Annotated in this window: 18 protein-coding genes; 10 read left to right on the forward strand and 8 right to left on the reverse strand. The window is 72.2% G+C overall.

Annotated features, from left to right (window positions below):
- Nucleotides 1–7: 7 nt before the first annotated feature.
- Nucleotides 8–1,420 carry an amidohydrolase gene (locus WFK95_RS04045; protein WP_224650043.1) on the reverse strand — a complete coding sequence of 471 codons (1,413 nt, stop codon included), beginning with the start codon at nucleotides 1,418–1,420 and terminating at the stop codon, nucleotides 8–10.
- 65 nt (nucleotides 1,421–1,485) lie between these two features.
- Between WFK95_RS04045 and WFK95_RS04050 the strand changes: the two genes are divergently transcribed.
- Nucleotides 1,486–2,712 carry an MFS transporter gene (locus WFK95_RS04050; protein ID WP_224650045.1) on the forward strand — a complete coding sequence of 409 codons (1,227 nt, stop codon included), beginning with the start codon at nucleotides 1,486–1,488 and terminating at the stop codon, nucleotides 2,710–2,712.
- A gap of 35 nt (nucleotides 2,713–2,747) precedes the next feature.
- Nucleotides 2,748–3,416: a DsbA family protein gene (locus WFK95_RS04055; RefSeq protein ID WP_336669950.1), complete on the forward strand. Its 669-nt coding sequence runs from the start codon at nucleotides 2,748–2,750 to the stop codon at nucleotides 3,414–3,416.
- A 3-nt stretch (nucleotides 3,417–3,419) separates the two neighbouring features.
- Here the strand turns inward: WFK95_RS04055 and WFK95_RS04060 are convergent, their stop codons facing one another.
- Entirely contained in the window at nucleotides 3,420–4,334 is a 915-nt protein-coding gene (locus WFK95_RS04060; RefSeq protein WP_336669951.1) for an SDR family NAD(P)-dependent oxidoreductase, read from the reverse strand.
- Nucleotides 4,335–4,447: 113 nt separating this feature from the next.
- Between WFK95_RS04060 and WFK95_RS04065 the strand changes: the two genes are divergently transcribed.
- The 4 genes from WFK95_RS04065 (at nucleotide 4,448) to WFK95_RS04080 (ending at nucleotide 7,878) form a co-directional block, all read left to right on the forward strand.
- Nucleotides 4,448–5,110 carry a TetR family transcriptional regulator gene (locus WFK95_RS04065; protein WP_224650052.1) on the forward strand — a complete coding sequence of 221 codons (663 nt, stop codon included), beginning with the start codon at nucleotides 4,448–4,450 and terminating at the stop codon, nucleotides 5,108–5,110.
- 89 nt (nucleotides 5,111–5,199) lie between these two features.
- Nucleotides 5,200–6,087, forward strand: a complete 888-nt coding sequence (locus tag WFK95_RS04070; RefSeq protein ID WP_336669952.1) for an aldose 1-epimerase family protein — start codon at nucleotides 5,200–5,202, stop codon at nucleotides 6,085–6,087.
- Between the two features lie 87 nt (nucleotides 6,088–6,174).
- A complete protein-coding gene (locus WFK95_RS04075) occupies nucleotides 6,175–7,467 on the forward strand; it encodes a citrate synthase (RefSeq protein ID WP_224650057.1) in 1,293 nt (430 codons plus the stop codon).
- Nucleotides 7,468–7,518: 51 nt separating this feature from the next.
- A complete protein-coding gene (locus WFK95_RS04080; protein ID WP_224650059.1) occupies nucleotides 7,519–7,878 on the forward strand; it encodes an FKBP-type peptidyl-prolyl cis-trans isomerase in 360 nt (119 codons plus the stop codon).
- A gap of 116 nt (nucleotides 7,879–7,994) precedes the next feature.
- Here WFK95_RS04080 and WFK95_RS04085 read toward each other — a convergent pair whose 3' ends face one another.
- Genes WFK95_RS04085 through WFK95_RS04100 form a run of 4 tightly spaced genes read right to left on the reverse strand, consistent with a single transcriptional unit; the run spans nucleotide 7,995 to nucleotide 9,338 of the window.
- Nucleotides 7,995–8,387 carry a type II toxin-antitoxin system VapC family toxin gene (locus WFK95_RS04085; protein WP_336669953.1) on the reverse strand — a complete coding sequence of 131 codons (393 nt, stop codon included), beginning with the start codon at nucleotides 8,385–8,387 and terminating at the stop codon, nucleotides 7,995–7,997.
- Nucleotides 8,384–8,638 (reverse strand): type II toxin-antitoxin system Phd/YefM family antitoxin, encoded by a 255-nt coding sequence (locus tag WFK95_RS04090; protein ID WP_224650064.1) that lies wholly within the window; start codon nucleotides 8,636–8,638, stop codon nucleotides 8,384–8,386. Before WFK95_RS04090 ends, WFK95_RS04085 begins: the two co-directional genes overlap by 4 nt.
- Before the next feature lie 32 nt (nucleotides 8,639–8,670).
- Nucleotides 8,671–9,093, reverse strand: coding sequence for a type II toxin-antitoxin system VapC family toxin (locus WFK95_RS04095; RefSeq protein WP_224650066.1), 423 nt, complete (start codon nucleotides 9,091–9,093; stop codon nucleotides 8,671–8,673).
- Nucleotides 9,090–9,338 carry a FitA-like ribbon-helix-helix domain-containing protein gene (locus WFK95_RS04100; protein ID WP_224650068.1) on the reverse strand — a complete coding sequence of 83 codons (249 nt, stop codon included), beginning with the start codon at nucleotides 9,336–9,338 and terminating at the stop codon, nucleotides 9,090–9,092. The genes WFK95_RS04095 and WFK95_RS04100 overlap by 4 nt, the downstream gene beginning before the upstream one ends.
- Nucleotides 9,339–9,482: 144 nt before the next feature.
- Here WFK95_RS04100 and WFK95_RS04105 point away from each other — a divergent pair, with 144 nt between their 5' ends.
- Nucleotides 9,483–11,135 (forward strand): hypothetical protein, encoded by a 1,653-nt coding sequence (locus WFK95_RS04105; RefSeq protein ID WP_224650071.1) that lies wholly within the window; start codon nucleotides 9,483–9,485, stop codon nucleotides 11,133–11,135.
- A 25-nt stretch (nucleotides 11,136–11,160) separates the two neighbouring features.
- On the opposite strand, the gene WFK95_RS04110 is transcribed toward WFK95_RS04105, so the two are convergent.
- On the reverse strand, nucleotides 11,161–11,961 hold the full coding sequence (locus WFK95_RS04110; protein ID WP_224650074.1) for a HugZ family pyridoxamine 5'-phosphate oxidase: 801 nt from the start codon (nucleotides 11,959–11,961) through the stop codon (nucleotides 11,161–11,163).
- Between the two features lie 138 nt (nucleotides 11,962–12,099).
- Here WFK95_RS04110 and WFK95_RS04115 point away from each other — a divergent pair, with 138 nt between their 5' ends.
- Nucleotides 12,100–13,296, forward strand: coding sequence for an Nramp family divalent metal transporter (locus WFK95_RS04115; protein WP_224650085.1), 1,197 nt, complete (start codon nucleotides 12,100–12,102; stop codon nucleotides 13,294–13,296).
- A 116-nt stretch (nucleotides 13,297–13,412) separates the two neighbouring features.
- Nucleotides 13,413–13,937, forward strand: coding sequence for a DUF4333 domain-containing protein (locus WFK95_RS04120; RefSeq protein WP_224650077.1), 525 nt, complete (start codon nucleotides 13,413–13,415; stop codon nucleotides 13,935–13,937).
- Here the strand turns inward: WFK95_RS04120 and WFK95_RS04125 are convergent, their stop codons facing one another.
- The gene (locus tag WFK95_RS04125) at nucleotides 13,938–15,446 is read right to left on the reverse strand and encodes a carboxyl transferase domain-containing protein (RefSeq protein WP_224650079.1); all 1,509 of its coding nucleotides are present in this window, start codon (nucleotides 15,444–15,446) and stop codon (nucleotides 13,938–13,940) included.
- Between the two features lie 66 nt (nucleotides 15,447–15,512).
- Between WFK95_RS04125 and WFK95_RS04130 the strand changes: the two genes are divergently transcribed.
- Nucleotides 15,513–16,322 (forward strand): aldo/keto reductase, encoded by an 810-nt coding sequence (locus WFK95_RS04130; RefSeq protein ID WP_224650081.1) that lies wholly within the window; start codon nucleotides 15,513–15,515, stop codon nucleotides 16,320–16,322.
- Nucleotides 16,323–16,593 lie beyond the last annotated feature (271 nt).

Here is a 16,593-nt window from a genome sequence, read left to right on the forward strand (position 1 = left end):
GTGAGCCCTAGAGCCCTGTGTGGGTGATCCCGCCGGCCACGAGCGTGAGGTCGACGGGCATGGTGCGCAGGCGTTCCGGCGTCGGGTCGGCGCCGAGGGCCACCAGATCGGCGGGCTCGCCGACCGCGATCCGCGACCGCGCCGAGAGCCGCAGCGCGGTCTCCACGTCGACCGCCTCCCACGGCTGCCAGGGCGGATCCCCGTCGCGGCTGCGGGTGACGGCGGCGGAGACCGCGAACCACGGGTCCAGCGGCGTGACCGGCGCGTCCGAGCCGAAGACCACGTCGACGCCCGCGGCCACGAGCGAGCCGACGCGGAAGGCGTCGCCCGCGCGGTCGCCCCAGAACCGCGCGACCAGTCCGCGGTCGTCGAGCATGTGCTCCGGCTGGATCGACGCCCCGATTCCGAGTTCCGCCATCCGGCCGAGGTCCGCCTCGGTGAGCAGCTGCGCGTGCTCGATGCGCCCACGGACCCCGGCCTCGGCGAAGGCGTCGAGCGCGAGCGCGTTGGCCGCGTCGCCGATGGCGTGGATGGCCGGGGCCAGGCCCAGCGCGGCGCCGCGGCGCAGCAGCTCGACGAGGCGCTCCGGCGGCACCTCCAGCACGCCGCGATCGGCCGTGCCGGGGTACGGCGCGTGGCAGTACGCGGTGCGCGTGCCGAGGGAACCGTCGGTGATGACCTTGAGCGGGCCCACCCGGGCGAGGCCGTTGATCGGGGCGCCCGTGCCGGCGCCGCGGGCCTCCGCCGCGTCGAGGTGCTGCGGGTAGACGCCCGCGTCGACCCGCACGGGCGGGGCGGGGCGTCGCTCCCAGGCGCCGACGGCATCGTCGAAATCCAGGTCGACGAGGCCGACGACGCCCCGTCGGCCGAGGCCGGCGAGCGCCTCGATCACCCACCCGTCGGCGCGGTCCGCGACGAGTGCTTCGACGCGGACGGCCGCGGCGAAGCTCGCCGCCTCGCGGAGCATCCCGGTGTCGTCGAGGTCGACGCCGAGGAGCCGGCCGAGCGCCGCGTTCGACCAGGAGCTGTGCAGGTCCGAGGAGACGACCATGACGGGGACCTCCGGCGCGATCTCGTCGAGCAGCAGGCGCGACGGTGCGCCGCCCCACAGCCCGTCGCGCATGCCGACGGCGACGACGGGCAGGCCCGGCTCCGCGTCCGGGAACGCGGCGCGGACCAGCGCGGCGACCTCCTCCGGGCCCGTCGCGGACCGCACGTCGATGCGGCGCGTGGAGACGGCCCAGGTGCGCACGTGGACGTGCTCGTCCCACAGGCCGGGGATCAGGCGGCGGCCGTCGAGGTCGAGCACGTCGCCCGCGGGCCGCGTGGAGCCGGCGGGGGAGAGCGCGGCGATCCGGCCCCCGGCGACGTCGACGTCCACGAGGGCGTCGCCGTCGATGCGAGCGCGGGCCAGCCTCATCGGCGCCACGGTAGCGGTGTGCGTCGAATCGCGGGAGATCCTGAGGAAGTCGTAGGATCTTTCAGGTGCCGAGACTCCTGGCCGACACACGGCCACTGAAGAACCCCGACTACAGGCGACTGTGGTGGACCGGGATCGTCACCGTCATCGGCGCGCAGCTCACCGCGGTCGCGGTGCCGGCGCAGATCTACGCGATCACCGGCTCGTCGGCGTACGTCGGCCTGACCGGCGTCTTCGGCCTGGTCCCGCTGGTGATCTTCGGCCTGTGGGGCGGCGCGATCGCCGACGCGCTCGACCGGCGCCTGGTGATCATCGGCACCACGCTCGGGCTCGCGGGCACCGCCCTGATGCTCGCGCTGCTGCCCGACAACGTCTGGCTGATCCTCGGCGCCTTCGCGCTGCAGCAGGCCTTCTTCGGCGTGAATCAGCCGACCCGGTCCGCGATCTACGCGCGCCTGGTGCCGCCGGAGCAGCTGCCCGCGGCCAATTCGCTCAACATGACCGTGATGCAGTTCGGCGCCATCGCCGGCCCGATGCTGGGCGCGCCGCTCATCCCGATCATCGGCGTGCACTGGCTGTACGCCCTCGACGCGGCGTCGCTGATGGTCACGCTCTGGGCCGTGTGGAAGCTGCCGTCGATCAAGGCGGAGGACAAGGGGCAGTCGCTGGGGCTGAGCTCCGTGATCGACGGTTTCCGGTACCTCGCGGGCCACAAGGTGCTGCTCATGAGCTTCGTCGTCGACATCATCGCGATGGTCTTCGGCATGCCGCGCGCCCTGTTCCCGCAGATCGCGCACGAGAACTTCGGCGACCCGATCGAGGGCGGCTGGGTGTTCGGCGCGCTGTTCGCGGCGATGTCGGTGGGCGCCGTGCTCGGCGGCGTGCTCTCGGGCTGGACGTCGCGCGTCTCCCGGCAGGGTCTCGCCGTGATCGTGATGATCGTGCTGTGGGGCCTGGCGATCGGGGGCTTCGGCGTCGCGGCGCACTTCAGCTGGCTGTGGGCGGCGCTGGTGCTGCTCGCGCTGGGCGGCGCTGCCGACATGTTCTCCGCGGCCTTCCGCACCACGATGCTCCAACAGGCCGCGACCGACGACATGCGCGGGCGCCTGCAGGGCGTCTTCGTCGTGGTGGTCGCGGGCGGGCCGCGGATCGGCGACGCGCTGCACGGCGCGGCCGCCGCCTCCGCCGGCGCCGCGATGGCTGCGGCCGGCGGCGGCGTGCTCGTCATCGTCTTCACGGTGCTCGCCGCGTTCGCCGTGCCCGCCTTCGTCCGGTACCGCGTCACGCGCTGACCCGTGTCACGCGGGACCGGCCGTATCCTCGGCGCATGAGGATGCACCGGGGGATCTCCGTCGTCGTGGCCGTGCTCGTCGCGCTGCTCGCCCTGTCCGGGTGCGCGCGCACCGTCGCGGGCACGGCGGTGGCGGCGCCGTCGGGCGGGGCGAGCGCCACGGCCGGGTCGGACGACGGCGCGGTCCGCGTCGGCACCGGCGGCCCGACGATCACCGTCTACCTGGACTTCCTGTGCCCCGCCTGCAAGAACTCCGAGACGACGTACGGCACGGACATCACCGCCGCCGTCCGGAGCGGGCGGCTCACCGTCGAGTACCGGCCGGTGAGCTTCCTCGACCGGCAGTCCGCGAGCGGGGACTACTCCTCGCGGGCGCTGGCGGCCTTCCTCCAGGTCGGCCGGTCCGGCGGGACCGACGCGGCCCTCGGCTTCCTCACGTCGATGTTCCTCTCGCAGCCCCAGGAGGGCGGCTCGAGCGACCTCACCAACGCCGAGATCGCGACCATCGCCGGCGCGTCCGGCACCGTCGATACCGCGGTGACGAAGATCCGCGACGGTTCCACCGGTATCGACGGCAAGGCCGTGGGCGCCGCGAACCTCAAGCTGCTCACCGCGGCAGGCGGCACCGGCACCCCGACTGTGCTGCACGACGGCGCGCAGGTCGCGCTCACCGACTCCGGCTGGCTGCAGAAGATCCTGGGCTGAGGGTCACACCGGGAAGGCGATGCCGGTGAGCTCCTCCGACACCGACCACAGGCGGCGCTGCAGGTCCAGGTCGTAGGACTGCTCGCTGGACGCCACGACCTTCGGGGCGCCGCGGCGCTCGCCGAGGCCGTCGGGGCCGTAGTACTGGCCGCCGAGCGCGCCGGGATCGGTTGCGGCCCGGAGCTGGGGGAGCGCGCCGTGCTCCGCGTCGTGCGAGAACAGGGGCGCGAAGGCCTGCGCCTTCTGCAGCACTGCCGGGAGGTTGCGGACCAGCTCGGTGTCGGCGATGCCGGGGTGCGCGGCCAGCGCGACGGTGCCGCGCTCGGCGCCGCGGGCCTCGAGGCGGCGCTGCAGCTCGTAGTGGAAGAGCAGGTTCGACAGCTTCGACTGCCCGTAGGCGGCGACCCGCTCGTAGGAGCGCTCCCACTGCAGGTCGTCGAAGTGGATCGCCGCGCGGATGCGGTGCGCGATGCTGGCGACGGTCACCACGCGCGAACCGGGCACGTCCAGCAGCAGGTCGAGCACCTGGGCGGTCCAGGCGAAGTGGCCCAGGTGATTGGTGCCGAACTGCAGCTCGAAGCCGTCGCTGGTGGTCTGCTTCGGCGGGTACATGACGCCGGCGTTGTTGATCAGCAGGTCCACCCGCGGGGTCGATTCGCGCAGCTCCGCGGCAGCGTCGCGGACCGAGGCGAGCGAGCCCAGGTCGAGGCGCTGGACGCGGACCGTCGCGCCCGGAGCGACGGCGGCGATGCGCCGGGCGGCGTCGGCGCCCTTGTCGGTGTTCCGGACGGCGAGGACGACCTCGGCCCCCTTCTGGGCGAGCGCCCGGGCGGTCTCGAAGCCGAGCCCGGTGTTGGCGCCGGTGACGACGGCGACCCGTCCGGCCTGGGTGGGTACGTCGTTCTCGGTCCAGCTCATGGTTGCTCCTCGGTGGTCCCCGACGGTTAAGAGACCGCCGGTCTGTTGAATGCCTCCACGGTAAAAGAACACCGTTCTGGTGTCAATAGACCGGCGGTCTGTAAAATCGGTCCGTGGGATTCCAACGGGCGCGCAGCGCGGAGCAGCGGCAGGAGCGGCGCGAGGCGATCATGGCCGCGGCGGCGGGCATGCTCTGCGAGATGCCGGTCGCCGCCCTCACCCTGAGCGAGCTCAGCCGGCGCGTCGGCCTGGCGAAATCGAACGTGCTCCGCTACTTCGAGTCCCGCGAGGAGGTTCTGCTCGAGGTGCTCATGCGCTCGGCCACCGCCTGCATCGTCGAGCTCGACGATGCGTGGGCGGCCGAGGCGCGCGACGGCGCACCCCTCGCGGAGCGGACCGAGGCCTTCGCCGCCGTCTACGCCCGCGTCGCGGCCGCGCACCCCGACCTACTGGACCTCGTCTCCGCCCAGGCCTCGGTGCTCGAGCGCAACGTCTCCACCGACGCGATCGTGCGGTTCAAGCGCGCGGCCCTCGCCGGGCTGGACACCCTGGCCGGCGTCATCACCCGCGCGATCCCCGAGCTGGGGGGCGACGCTCCCGCGGTGGGCTCGCTGATGCTCACCCTGTCCGGCGCGGTCTACGCGCAGGCCGAGCAGTCGCGGCTGTGCGAGTCGGCCTACCTGGTGGACCCCGCCCTCGCCGTCTTCCGCGTCGAGCTCGTGCCCGCGCTGCAGTCCGCCGTCGCGACCGTGATCGCCGGGACGCTGGCCCGCTGAGGTCCCTCCGACGTTGCGAGGGGTTGCATCCGGCGGCCGTCGGGCGGACGCCGCTCGCCGCACCCGTCCCCGCCCGTACTATTGCGCCCATGTCGGTGCAACCCGGTTTCACGATCGCCGCCGGCGGTTACGTCGCGGAGATCGCGCGGACCGGCGCGGGCCTGCGCGGCCTCCGCCGCGACGGCGTCGCCCTCACCGAGGAGTGGCCGCTCGGCGCGAAGCCGCCGCTGTCGGCGGGGCTCGTGCTCGCCCCCTGGCCCGGCCGCACCGAGGACGGCATCTACACCTGGGACGGCGAGGTCCACCGCCTCGCGGTCACCAGCGACGTCACCGGCACCGCCGACCACGGCCTCGTGCGCCGCGTCGACTGGGACGACGTCGAGGTCGCATCGGACGCCGTCACGCTGGTCCTCGACGTCGGGCGCCACCCCGGCTGGCCCTTCGACCTGCACCTGCGGATCCGGTACAGCGTCGCGGAGAGCGGCCTGACCTGCGCCTTCGAGGCCCGCAACGACGGCGAGGCGGACCTGCCGCTCGCCGTCGGCTTCCACACCTACCTCCGCGTCGGGGACGACCCCGTCGACGCCTGCACCCTGGAGCTGGGGGCCGGGCGCTGGCAGCCCCTCGACGGGCGCCTGCTGCCCGACGGTCCGCCGCGCACCGTCGACGGGACGGAGTACGACTACCGCGCCCCGCGCTCGCTCGACGGTGTGCAGATCGACACTCCCTTCACCGACGTGGCGCGGACCACCGTGCTCCGCGGCCCGTCGGGGGCGGCGGAACTGTGGACGGCACCGTCGTTGCCGTGGGCCCAGGTGTTCATCGCGGACCCGGTCAACGGCAAGGGATACCCGGGCCGCGGCCGGGCACTCGCGGTGGAGCCGATGTCCGCCCCCGGCAACGCCCTCCACACCGGAACCGACGTGATCCGGCTGGCTCCGGGCGCCCGGTGGGGCACCGAATGGGGCATCCGGTGACGGCCCGATTTCCTCGCGGAACCGCGATACCGCTAGGTTCTAGCCAGGTAGCTTTTATCCGCCGACCACAGCGAGGGGATACGAACATTGTCCACTGATGACAACACCGCGAACGCTACGGTCGCCTATCCCGGCGGCCAGATCGAGCTGCCGATCGTCAAGGCGACCGAGGGTGCAGACGGCATCGCTCTCGGTAAGTTCCTCGCGCAGTCGGGCTACAGCACGTTCGACAACGGCTTCGTCAACACGGCCTCGTGCAAGTCCGCGATCACCTACATCGACGGCAACCAGGGCATCCTGCGGTACCGCGGCTACCCGATCGAGCAGCTCGCGGAGAAGTCGACGTTCATCGAGGTCAGCTACCTGCTGATCCACGGTGAGCTGCCGACCCCGGAGCAGCTCGCCGAGTTCACCGCGAAGATCCAGCGGCACACCCTGCTGCACGAGGACCTCAAGCTGTTCTTCAACGGCTTCCCCCGCAACGCGCACCCGATGCCGGTGGTCTCGTCGGCGGTCAACGCCCTCTCGGCGTACTACCCGGACTCGCTGGACCACAACGACCCGGCGCAGGTCGAGCTCTCGACCATCCGCCTGCTCGCCAAGTTCCCGACGATCTGTGCGTACGCCTACAAGAAGTCGGTCGGCCAGCCCTTCCTCTACCCGGACAACTCGCTGTCGCTGGTGGAGAACTTCCTGCGCATGACCTTCGGTTTCCCGGCCGAGCCCTACGAGGTGGACCCGGAGATCGTCAAGGCCCTCGACATGCTGCTCATCCTGCACGCCGACCACGAGCAGAACTGCTCCACGTCGACGGTGCGCCTGGTGGGCTCGTCGAACGCGAACCTGTTCACGTCGATCTCGGGCGGCATCAACGCCCTGTGGGGCCCGCTGCACGGCGGCGCCAACCAGGCCGTCCTCGAGATGCTCGACGACATCAAGGCCTCCGGTGGCGACACCACGGCCTTCATGAACAAGGTCAAGAACAAGGAAGACGGCGTGAAGCTCATGGGCTTCGGGCACCGCGTCTACAAGAACTACGACCCGCGTGCGGCGATCGTGAAGCAGACCGCGGACCGCATCTTCGAGCTGCTCGGCGTGTCCGACGAGCTGCTCGACATCGCCAAGGGCCTGGAGGACGTCGCGCTGCACGACGACTACTTCATCGAGCGCAAGCTCTACCCGAACGTGGACTTCTACACCGGTCTGATCTACCGCGCGATGGGCTTCCCGACGCGCATGTTCACGGTGCTGTTCGCGCTCGGCCGGCTCCCCGGCTGGATCGCCCACTGGCGTGAGATGCACGAGGACCCGACCACCAAGATCGGCCGTCCTCAGCAGATCTACACGGGCTCGACCGCCCGTGACTACCCCGGCGCGTAGATGCCGCCCATCCGGCGCGACAATCTGCACCGCCTGATCAAAGGAGTCTCTATGACCAAGCCCGAGATCGAGTTCCTCGAGGGCCCCGCGCCCACCGAGCTCGTCATCAAGGACATCGTCGTGGGCGACGGCGCCGAGGCCCAGCCCGGCAGTGTCGTCGACGTCCACTACCTGGGCGTCGAGTTCGACAGCGGCGAGGAGTTCGACTCCTCGTGGAGCCGCGGCGAGTCCATCAACTTCCCGCTGCGCAGCCTCATCGCCGGCTGGCAGGAGGGCATCCCGGGCATGAAGGTCGGCGGCCGTCGCCAGCTGATCTGCCCGCCCGCCCTGGCCTACGGCCCCGCCGGCGGCGGCCACCGCCTGTCGGGCAAGACCTTGGTCTTCGTCATCGACCTGCTCGGCGTCAAGTAGCTCGACGTTCGTCGAGCACGGGGCCTTGTCCCCGTGATGACCTGCTCGGCGTCAAGTAACAGTTCTGCGCTCAGGGCCCCGTACCGTCGTTCGACGGTGCGGGGCTCTTGCGTTTCTCAGGCCACGGGGTCCAGCACGGTGAGCCCGTTCGCCTCCGCGACCGTTCGCATCCGTGCGTCGTGCGTGACCACCACCGTCCGCGACCCGCCGACCATCGCCGACGCGAGATGAATCGCATCGAGTGCGCGGACGTGCTCGGCGATCGACTCGGCCGAGGTGAGGATCGCCTCGGACAGCGGTATCGCGGAGACGTGGTCGAGGATCTGGCTCCGGGCCGCCACCTCGGCGGACTCCCGGCGGAGGTAGCGGGTGAGCTCCGTCTGCAGAATCCGGGACGAGATGATCGTCGACTCGGGATCCGCGGAGACCGCGTCGAACCATTCCAGCGCCCCGGGAGTGCGCAGTAGCGCGTGGATCGCGACGGATGTGTCGAGGTAGTAGAACGTCATCGGTCCTCACGCATCTCGCGGAGGAGCTCGTCGATCTCCGCGACCGAGCGGTTCGTGACGGGACCCGGACGTTCGGACAGCCGGGCGCCGCCGCGCTTCTTCGGGGGGATCAATTCGATGGCCGGCTCGGGTGGCACGAGCCGCGCCACCACTCGACGGTGCCGCGTCACCTCGTAGGTCTCGCCGTTCTCCACCTCCGCCAGCGCGGCCGTGGGGTTCTGGCGCAGCTCGGCGACGGTGATGCTCTTCATGGTCTCCAGGCTACGCATTTATCTACCTCTGTCTAGATTTCCGCGGTCCAGGGGTCGACGAGGCGCAGGCCGAGGCTGTCGAAGTCACTGATGTTCCGCGTCGCGATGGCCGCACCGGTGGTCCGGGCGATGGCGGCGATCAGGCCGTCCATCTGACCGATGGGCGACCCCGCTGCCTTTCGCTCGGCGACGATCGCGGCGTACGCGCCCGCACAATCCGGCGTGAGGGGCAGAGCCGGGCCGAGATTGAGCAAGATGTTCTCGGCCCGTGCGAGGAGCTGCGCTCGACGCCTGCCCGCGGGAAGTACGGCCAACCCGGACAAGATCTCGGCGTGGTTGATCACGGTCGACACCGGTTGCTCGCTGAGGGCCCGCGCCCACTCCACGACGCGGCGATCGCTCTTCGCCTCGCCGCGCATGAGTTCGGAGATGACATTCGTGTCGAGGATGATCATAGGTCTGTGAAATCGGGGACCTCGGCAGGAGCGTCCGCGGGGATGTCCAGCTCGATCCCACCGAACTCGTTGCCCACCTCGATGATCGCCTCCACCCAGCTCAGATCGACCTTCCCGGGTTCGATCAGCGACTCCTCCAGGATCATGCGCGCCTCCGCCTCCATCGACCTGCCGTTCTCCGCGGCGCGGACCCGGAGCCGGTCCCGGACCCGGTCGGGGAGGTTGCGGATCGTCAGCGTCGCCATGACAGCAATGCTAGCAATGCTGTCATCGCTGTCGGTCTCGAATCGGTCCCGATCCTGTCCCGGCGATGGCGCGCGGGTCGTCGGGCCGATAAGAATGGGTGGATATCGCCGCGATTCGCGCCGGCGAGCGGGGTCGGAGGACAGATGAACAGGGTCAGGGTCTCAGCTGCGGCGGTCGCGGCGCTCTCGGTGGTGGGATTGGTCGCGGGCTGCGGCAAGGATTCCTCGAGCGAGGATTCGCCGGTCGCGTTCAGCCCGGTGACGGGCGACCAGTACACGTCGAACCCCGGAGCCTTCCAGACCGACGGCGTGGTCGTGCCGCCCAAGGACGTCACCATGGTCGGCGACCCGATCCCCGCGCAGGCCGCGGTGAACGCGGGCCTGCCGCAGGGCACCATCACCTCCACCAGCAACAACACCACCGTCTACTACCCGCCGGCGCCCGCGGTGCCGGGGCTCGTCGTGGCGCCGCAGCCCGCCCCGCCCGCGCCGATGTCGCGGCCCGTGAACACGCGGCCGTGGCAGTACACGCAGCCGCAGATCGACGCCTACCGGTCCATCTGCGAGACGGGCCGCTGGGGATCGTGGATCGCCGGGATCGAGCAGCAGACGCAGACCTGCTGGACGCTGTACGGCCGCCAGCTCGGCGTGCGCCCGTGGACCCCGGACCAGCCCCGCCCGTGGCTCCGGCCCGGCTACCCGCGACCCTGGTTCGACCCGGGCTTCCACGCCGACGTCCCCGTGATCTGGATCTACCCGCGCAGCTGGACCCGCCCCCGGCCGCAGCCGATCATCTCGGTGTCCATCACGATCAACATCTTCAGCAACCCGTACCGCCGGGTCCCGCCGCGCTTCACCGACCCGTTCTACCCGGTCTGGGCGGTCACGCCCGGCCGCGTCGTCGACGTGCGCGACCAGGGCCGCATCCTCGCGCCGGTGTACACCGTCACGTCGACGAGCACCACCACGACCACCACGACGACCACCGTGACCGCGCCCGTCGCGCCCGGCGTGGTGCTCGCGCCGCTGCCGACCTCGGCGAAGGTCGCGCCCATCGTCGCGCTTCCCGGCCAGGCGGTCCCCGGCAACGTGAACACCGACGCCACGGTCACCGCGCCGGTCGCCGCCGCGCTGCAGGGCGCCACCGTCCAGGCCGGCAGCCGCGCGTCCGTCGAGGACGCGATCGGCACCAGCGTCTCCGTCGCCGTCGCGAGCCCGACCACCACCGCCGCGACCACCACGGCGGGCCGGGCCGGGGATGCGACGGGCGGCACCACCGCCGCGACGTCGGCCCCCGTCGGCGCCGGGACCTCTGAGGGAGGCACGGTGACCAGCCCGACGGAGACCTCGACCGCCGCCCCGACCGCGACGTCCGGGACCTCGCCGCAGACGGTTCCGCCGGGCACGTCCCCGCAGACGGTCGCGCCGACGACCGCGGCGCCGACGATCCCGCCGACGACCATCGCGCCGCCGACGGTCGCGCCCACCGTCGCACCCACGGTCGCGCCGACGACGGTCGCGCCGCCGGTCACCGTCGCCCCGCCGACGACGACCGTCGCGCCGGTCCCGACCACGACGATCGCTCCGCCGCGCGTGACGACGCAGGCGCCCCCGACGACGCAGGCGCCGGTGGTCACGAAGCCTCCGACGACACAGCCGCCCGTGATCACCCCGCCGCGGATCACCACCACCGTCGCGCCGGTGCCGACCACGACCGTCGCCCCGAAGCCGGTGGCGCCGAAGCCGACCGTCGCCGTGCCGGTCCCGACGACCACCACGCCGGCCCCGGCGAACTGACGCCGGTGCCGGGGCGGTGGGTCCGCTACCGCCCGGCCGCCAGGCGGGCGAGGGCGACGGTGGCCTGCCGCAGCTCGGCTGGCGCGTCCAGCGGGGCGAGGTAGCCGACGCGGGTGACGGCCCAGCCGCGCGGGGTGTCCACGTGGATGTCGAGGCCGTACCGGTCGGCGCGCTCGCAGCGCGCCGCGGTGGCGTCGGGGTAGCCGCCCAGCTGCCGGGCCATGTCCAGCAGGGCCGGGGCGTGGTCGTCGTTGAGGTGGCGCACGGCGCCCGCGGCGTGCGGGGTGACCGGATCCGGTTCGGCGGCGGCGTAATCCGCGCTCGACGCCGAGTCCATCCGCCCGTAGCCGCCCACCCAACGGACCCGCTCCACCTCGAGCAGCCACACGGTGAAGTCGCTGTAGTCGATGTAGTACTTCGCCGCGGGCACGGCCGCGAGGTGCGCCTCCCGGGCCGCCGCGAGCTGCTCGCCCTCGGGCCGGCGGACGGTGCCCGCCAGGGTGATCCGCGCGTTCGCCAGGGGGTCCGACGAGGCGTCGGGCGCCACGATCGAGACGCTCGCGCGGGGATCGCGCGCCAGGTTCCGGCCGTGCTCGGCCATGTGCGAGACGCACAGCACCGGGTCGCCGCCGAGCAGTCCGTACGTGACGAGCGAGGCCCAGGGGCCACCGTCGGCGGAGAGGCTGCCGAGGGTCGCCGTATTGCCGGCCGAGGCGACCGTGCGCGCCTCCTCGGCGGCGGAGGGGCGCCGGGGCTCGGCGACGTCCGTCAGGGGCGGGGCGATGGTGGGGGCGTCGCCGGGGTCGCCGTGGTCGCGAGCAGTCATGGGAGCAGCCTAGGACGTGCCTGGTCCCGGCACGCGGCACCCAAGGTTTCGGTTGACCGAAACTCTGTATTCGCTTAACCTTCTATCGTGCTCACCGATACCGTCGTGCCGACGAAGCGCCCTCCCGTTCGCGCGTTGATGCTGCTCGGACCCGCCTTCGTGGCCGCGATCGCGTACGTCGACCCGGGCAACGTCGCCGCGAACGTCACCGCGGGCGCGAAGTACGGCTACCTGCTGGTCTGGGTGCTGGTGCTGGCGAACGTCATGGCAGTGATGATCCAGTACCAGTCCGCCAAGCTCGGCGTCGTCACGGGCCGCTCGCTGCCGCAGGTCCTGGGGGAGCGGCTGCCGCGCCGGTCGCGCCTCGCGTTCTGGGGCCAGGCCGAGCTGGTCGCCGCGGCCACCGACATCGCCGAGGTCATCGGCGGCGCGCTCGCGCTGAACCTGCTCTTCGGGGTCCCCCTGGTCTGGGGCGGTCTCATCGTCGGCGTGATCTCGACGCTGCTGCTCACGCTCGCCGACGGCCGCCGCCAGTACCGGTTCGAGCTGGTGATCATCGGCATGCTCGCGATCATCGTGGTCGGTTTCGTCGCGGGGTTGATCGCCGCGCCGCCCGACGGTGCCGCCTTCCTCAGCGGGCTCGTCCCGCGCCTGCAGGGCAGCGAGACGGTACTGCTCGCCGCGTCGATGCTGGGCGCGACCGTCATGCCGCACGCGATCTACCTGCACTCCGCGTTGGTCGTCGACCGGCACGGCACGCCGCCCGCCGAGGGCGCCGTCGAGCGGGCGCGCCGGCTGCTCAAGGTGACCCGGGTCGACGTGGTGCTGGCCCTGATCATCGCCGGCGCGGTGAACATCGCGCTGCTGGTGCTCGCCGCGTCGAGCCTCTACGGCGTCGAGGGCACCGACTCGATCGAGGGTGCGCACGCCGCGGTGCGGGACGCGCTCGGGCCGGTCGTCGCCGGGCTGTTCGCCGTCGGCCTGCTCGCCTCGGGCCTCGCGTCCACCTCGGTCGGCAGCTACGCGGGCGGCACCATCATGGCGGGCCTGCTGCACAAGCGGATCCCGGTCGTTGTGCGCCGGCTGGTCACGATGATCCCCGCGATCGGGGTGCTCGCGCTCGGCGTGCCGCCCACCGAGGCGCTGATCATCTCGCAGGTGGTGCTGAGCTTCGGCATCCCCTTCGCGCTGCTGCCGCTGCGCCGCTACACCTCCGACCGCGCCCTCATGGGGGAGTTCGCCGACCGGGCGCCCCTGCGCTGGGCGTCCGCGGCCGCGGGCGCGCTGATCGTCGCCCTCAACGTCGCGCTGATCTACCTCACCGTCACCGGCTGACACGCGCCTAAGCGCGACACGGATCACTTCCGTGTTGAGATCGCAACTGCACCGTGATTCAATAAACGCAATTCACATGTCGTGAAGGCGGAGTTTAGTCACGGAAACGAGTCGCGATGGGTCTGCGGGCTTTGGCGGTCGTCGTCGGCGGTGCCGGCGTCGCGATCGCCGCGTGCTGGACCATGCTCTCGCCCACCGAGGTCGCTCAGGAGCAGGTCGAAAACGGCACCCTCCAGCAGGTGGCGGCGGCACCGTCGGACGACCTGCACTGCGACGGCGGACTCGCGGCCGAGGTGGGGGCGGCGCAGTCCTGCGTCCTGACCCGGGACGGCGAGCAGTTCGCCGTGGCCCTCAAGGTCACCGACGTCGACGGTGATCGGGTGCAGTGGAATTCGACGGTCGCCGGTGTGCCCCAGTCGGGCCGGCGGGTGGCCATCGGCGAGCTCGAGCGGCGCACCCACGAGGTGCTCGAGCGGAGTCGGCGCGTCGACTCGGTGAGCTGCGCGGGCGCGCTCGCCGGCACCGTCGGGGCCCGGCAGAGCTGCGTCATGAACGCCGGCGGTCACCGGCACGACGTGACCGTGACGGTGACCACCGTCGATTCCGCCCGCGTGCAGTGGGGCGTCACCGTCGGGAACTGATCAGCGGCCGCCCAGGAAGCGGTAGCGATCCAGCCGCCGGCTGATCCGGATCGGATCGGGGATGAGGGAGAGCTCCGCGAGGGCGTCGCTCACTGCGAGGCCCACGCGGCGGGAGAACTCCGTCGGCTCGTCGGCCGCATTCGGTCGCTCCGGGATCACCCGGTCGACGATGCCGTCCGCGAGCAGGTCGGCTGCGCGGATCCGCTGCCGGTCCGCCATCTCGGCGGCGTGGTCGGCGTCGCGGTACATCACCGCGCTCGCGCCCTCCGGCGGTAGCGGCGCGAGCCACGCGTGCTGCGCGCACAGCACCCGGTCGGCGGGCAGCATCGCCAGCGCGCCGCCGCCCGTGCCCTGCCCGAGGAGGACCGACACCGTCGGGACCGTGAGGGTGACCAGGTCGGAGAGGCTGCGCGCCACCTCGCCGGCGAGCCCGCCCTCCTCGGCCTCGGGGGAGAGCGCCGCGCCCCAGGTGTCGATGACGAGGACGAGCGGCAGGTTCAGCTCCGCGGCCAGCCGCATGCCGCGGCGGGCAGCGCGCAGCGCCGCGGGGCCGAGAAGGGGGAGCGCCGCGCCTTCGGCCCGCGTGGTGTCCTGCCCGACGACCACGCACGGATAGCCCTGCACCCGCGCCAGCGAGAGCAGGAGCGTGTGGTCGGTCTCGCCCTCGCCGGTGCCCGACAGCGGCAGCCGGTCCGTGGCGGAGTGGCGGAGGAAGGCGCGCACGCCGGGCCGCCCGGGCTCGCGGCTGATCCGCACCGAGTCCCAGGCGGGCGTGCCGTCGTCGGCGGCGTCGAGTTCCTCGCGGACGCCGAGGTGCGGGGCCAGCGGGTCGGCGTCCTGCGCGCCCGCGAGCACCCGGAGCGTGCGATGCGCGAGCAGCCGGACGAAGCGGAGCGGCACCACGCCGTCGATGAGGCCGCGCTCGAAGAGGTGCTCGGCGGTCTGCACCCCGTCGGGGAAGGGTTCGCCGCGCAGCGCCTCGTAGACGCGCGGCCCGAGGAATCCGATGCGCGCGCCGGGCTCCGCGATGGTCACGTGCCCCAGCGAGCCCCACGACGCGAACACCCCGCCCATCGTGGGATCGCGCAGGTAGACGAGGTAGGCCAGGCCCGACTGCTTGTGCAGCGTGACCGCCGCGGAGATCTTCACCATCTGGAGGAAGGCGACGGTGCCCTCCTGCATCCGCGTGCCGCCCGACGTGGGCGTCGCCAGCAGCGGCAGCCGCAGAGCCGTCGCGCGCTCGACCGCGGTCACGATCCGCTCGGCCGCCGCGACGCCGATGGAGCCGCCGAGGAACGCGAAGTCGCACGCGATGAGCGCGACGCGCTGCCCGCGGATGCGGCCCTCGCCGGTGATGACCGCCTCGTCGTGGTGCGAGCGCTCCCGTGCGCGCTCCAGCGCGGCGGCGTACTCGGCGTCCGGCGCGACGTCCGGCAGCGGGCCGTCCCAGCTGGTGAAGGTGCCGCGGTCGAGGATCGCATCGATGAGGTCCTGCGCGGTGATCGCCATGGAATTCAGGTTACTGGGAACACCCGGCCCTCCGGCCGCGTTGTTCGGGCCATGACCGTACCGAACGTGAAGCTCAATAACGGAACCTCGATCCCCCAGCTCGGCTTCGGCGTCTGGCAGGTGTCGGACGACGGTGCGCACGACGCCGTCGCCGAGGCCCTGCGGGTCGGCTATCGCAGCGTGGACACGGCGAAGGTCTACGAGAACGAAGCCGGCACGGGCCGCGCGATCGCCGAGAGCGGCCTCGCCCGCGACGAGGTCTTCCTCACCACCAAGCTGTGGAACTCGGATCAGGGCTTCGACGAGACGCTGCGCGCCTTCGACGCCTCGCTCGAGCGGCTCGGCACCGACTACGTCGACCTCTACCTCATCCACTGGCCGGTCCCCGAGTACGACCGCTACGTCGACACCTTCAAGGCCTTCCAGCAGATCCGCGACTCCGGTCGCGCGAAGGCGATCGGCGTCAGCAACTTCACCGTCGAGGCGCTGCGCCGCGTGATCGACGAGACCGGCGAGACCCCGGCGATCAACCAGATCGAGCTGCACCCGGGCCTGCCGCAGGACGAGCTGCGCGCCTTCCACGCCGAGCACGGCATCGCCACCGAGGCCTGGTCGCCGCTGGGCCAGGGCGAATCCCTGACCGACGCCGCCGTCGTCGAGGTCGCCGCCGCGCACGGCGTGACCCCGGCGCAGGCGATCCTGCGCTGGCACCTGCAGCTCGGCAACGTCGTGATCCCCAAGTCGGTGACGCCCGCCCGCATCGCGGAGAACTTCGACGTCTTCGGCTTCACGCTCTCCGACGACGAGGTCGCCCGCATCAGCGCGCTGCCCGGCAAGCGCATCGGGCCGGATCCGGCCACGTTCAACCTGCGCTGATCCGCCGGTCCGGCCCCGGGGCGCCGCGCTGCGGCTCCCGGGGCCCGACGGTGCCCTGCGGCCGACTCTCGGATCCTGTCCGAATCGGACAACGCCCCTGCTGACGCGGCGCGGGGGCGACGCCACGCCACGGCGCCACCACACCCACCGACACTTCTCGAAGCGTTCTGCGACGAATGCGACGCCGAACGTCGCAGACCCCTTCGAAAGATGGGGCCTTGTCCATCTCGGACACAATCGGAGAGCCGCCCGCAAACGACCCCCTGGTCCC

Origin of the sequence: Tsukamurella sp. USMM236, from assembly GCF_037148755.1 — a bacterium.
Classification (GTDB): domain Bacteria; phylum Actinomycetota; class Actinomycetes; order Mycobacteriales; family Mycobacteriaceae; genus Tsukamurella.

Excerpts from the sequence above, each read along its gene's own strand:
- WFK95_RS04045 (WP_224650043.1), bottom strand. The coding sequence starts at position 1,420 with ATGAGGCTGGCCCGCGCTCGCATCGACGGCGACGCCCTCGTGGACGTC.
- WFK95_RS04055 (WP_336669950.1), top strand. The coding sequence starts at position 2,748 with ATGAGGATGCACCGGGGGATCTCCGTCGTCGTGGCCGTGCTCGTCGCG.
- WFK95_RS04060 (WP_336669951.1), bottom strand. The coding sequence starts at position 4,334 with ATGAGCTGGACCGAGAACGACGTACCCACCCAGGCCGGACGGGTCGCC.
- WFK95_RS04070 (WP_336669952.1), top strand. The coding sequence starts at position 5,200 with ATGTCGGTGCAACCCGGTTTCACGATCGCCGCCGGCGGTTACGTCGCG.
- WFK95_RS04080 (WP_224650059.1), top strand. The coding sequence starts at position 7,519 with ATGACCAAGCCCGAGATCGAGTTCCTCGAGGGCCCCGCGCCCACCGAG.
- WFK95_RS04085 (WP_336669953.1), bottom strand. The coding sequence starts at position 8,387 with ATGACGTTCTACTACCTCGACACATCCGTCGCGATCCACGCGCTACTG.
- WFK95_RS04090 (WP_224650064.1), bottom strand. The coding sequence starts at position 8,638 with ATGAAGAGCATCACCGTCGCCGAGCTGCGCCAGAACCCCACGGCCGCG.
- WFK95_RS04095 (WP_224650066.1), bottom strand. The coding sequence starts at position 9,093 with ATGATCATCCTCGACACGAATGTCATCTCCGAACTCATGCGCGGCGAG.
- WFK95_RS04100 (WP_224650068.1), bottom strand. The coding sequence starts at position 9,338 with ATGGCGACGCTGACGATCCGCAACCTCCCCGACCGGGTCCGGGACCGG.
- WFK95_RS04105 (WP_224650071.1), top strand. The coding sequence starts at position 9,483 with ATGAACAGGGTCAGGGTCTCAGCTGCGGCGGTCGCGGCGCTCTCGGTG.
- WFK95_RS04110 (WP_224650074.1), bottom strand. The coding sequence starts at position 11,961 with ATGACTGCTCGCGACCACGGCGACCCCGGCGACGCCCCCACCATCGCC.
- WFK95_RS04115 (WP_224650085.1), top strand. The coding sequence starts at position 12,100 with ATGCTGCTCGGACCCGCCTTCGTGGCCGCGATCGCGTACGTCGACCCG.
- WFK95_RS04120 (WP_224650077.1), top strand. The coding sequence starts at position 13,413 with ATGGGTCTGCGGGCTTTGGCGGTCGTCGTCGGCGGTGCCGGCGTCGCG.
- WFK95_RS04125 (WP_224650079.1), bottom strand. The coding sequence starts at position 15,446 with ATGGCGATCACCGCGCAGGACCTCATCGATGCGATCCTCGACCGCGGC.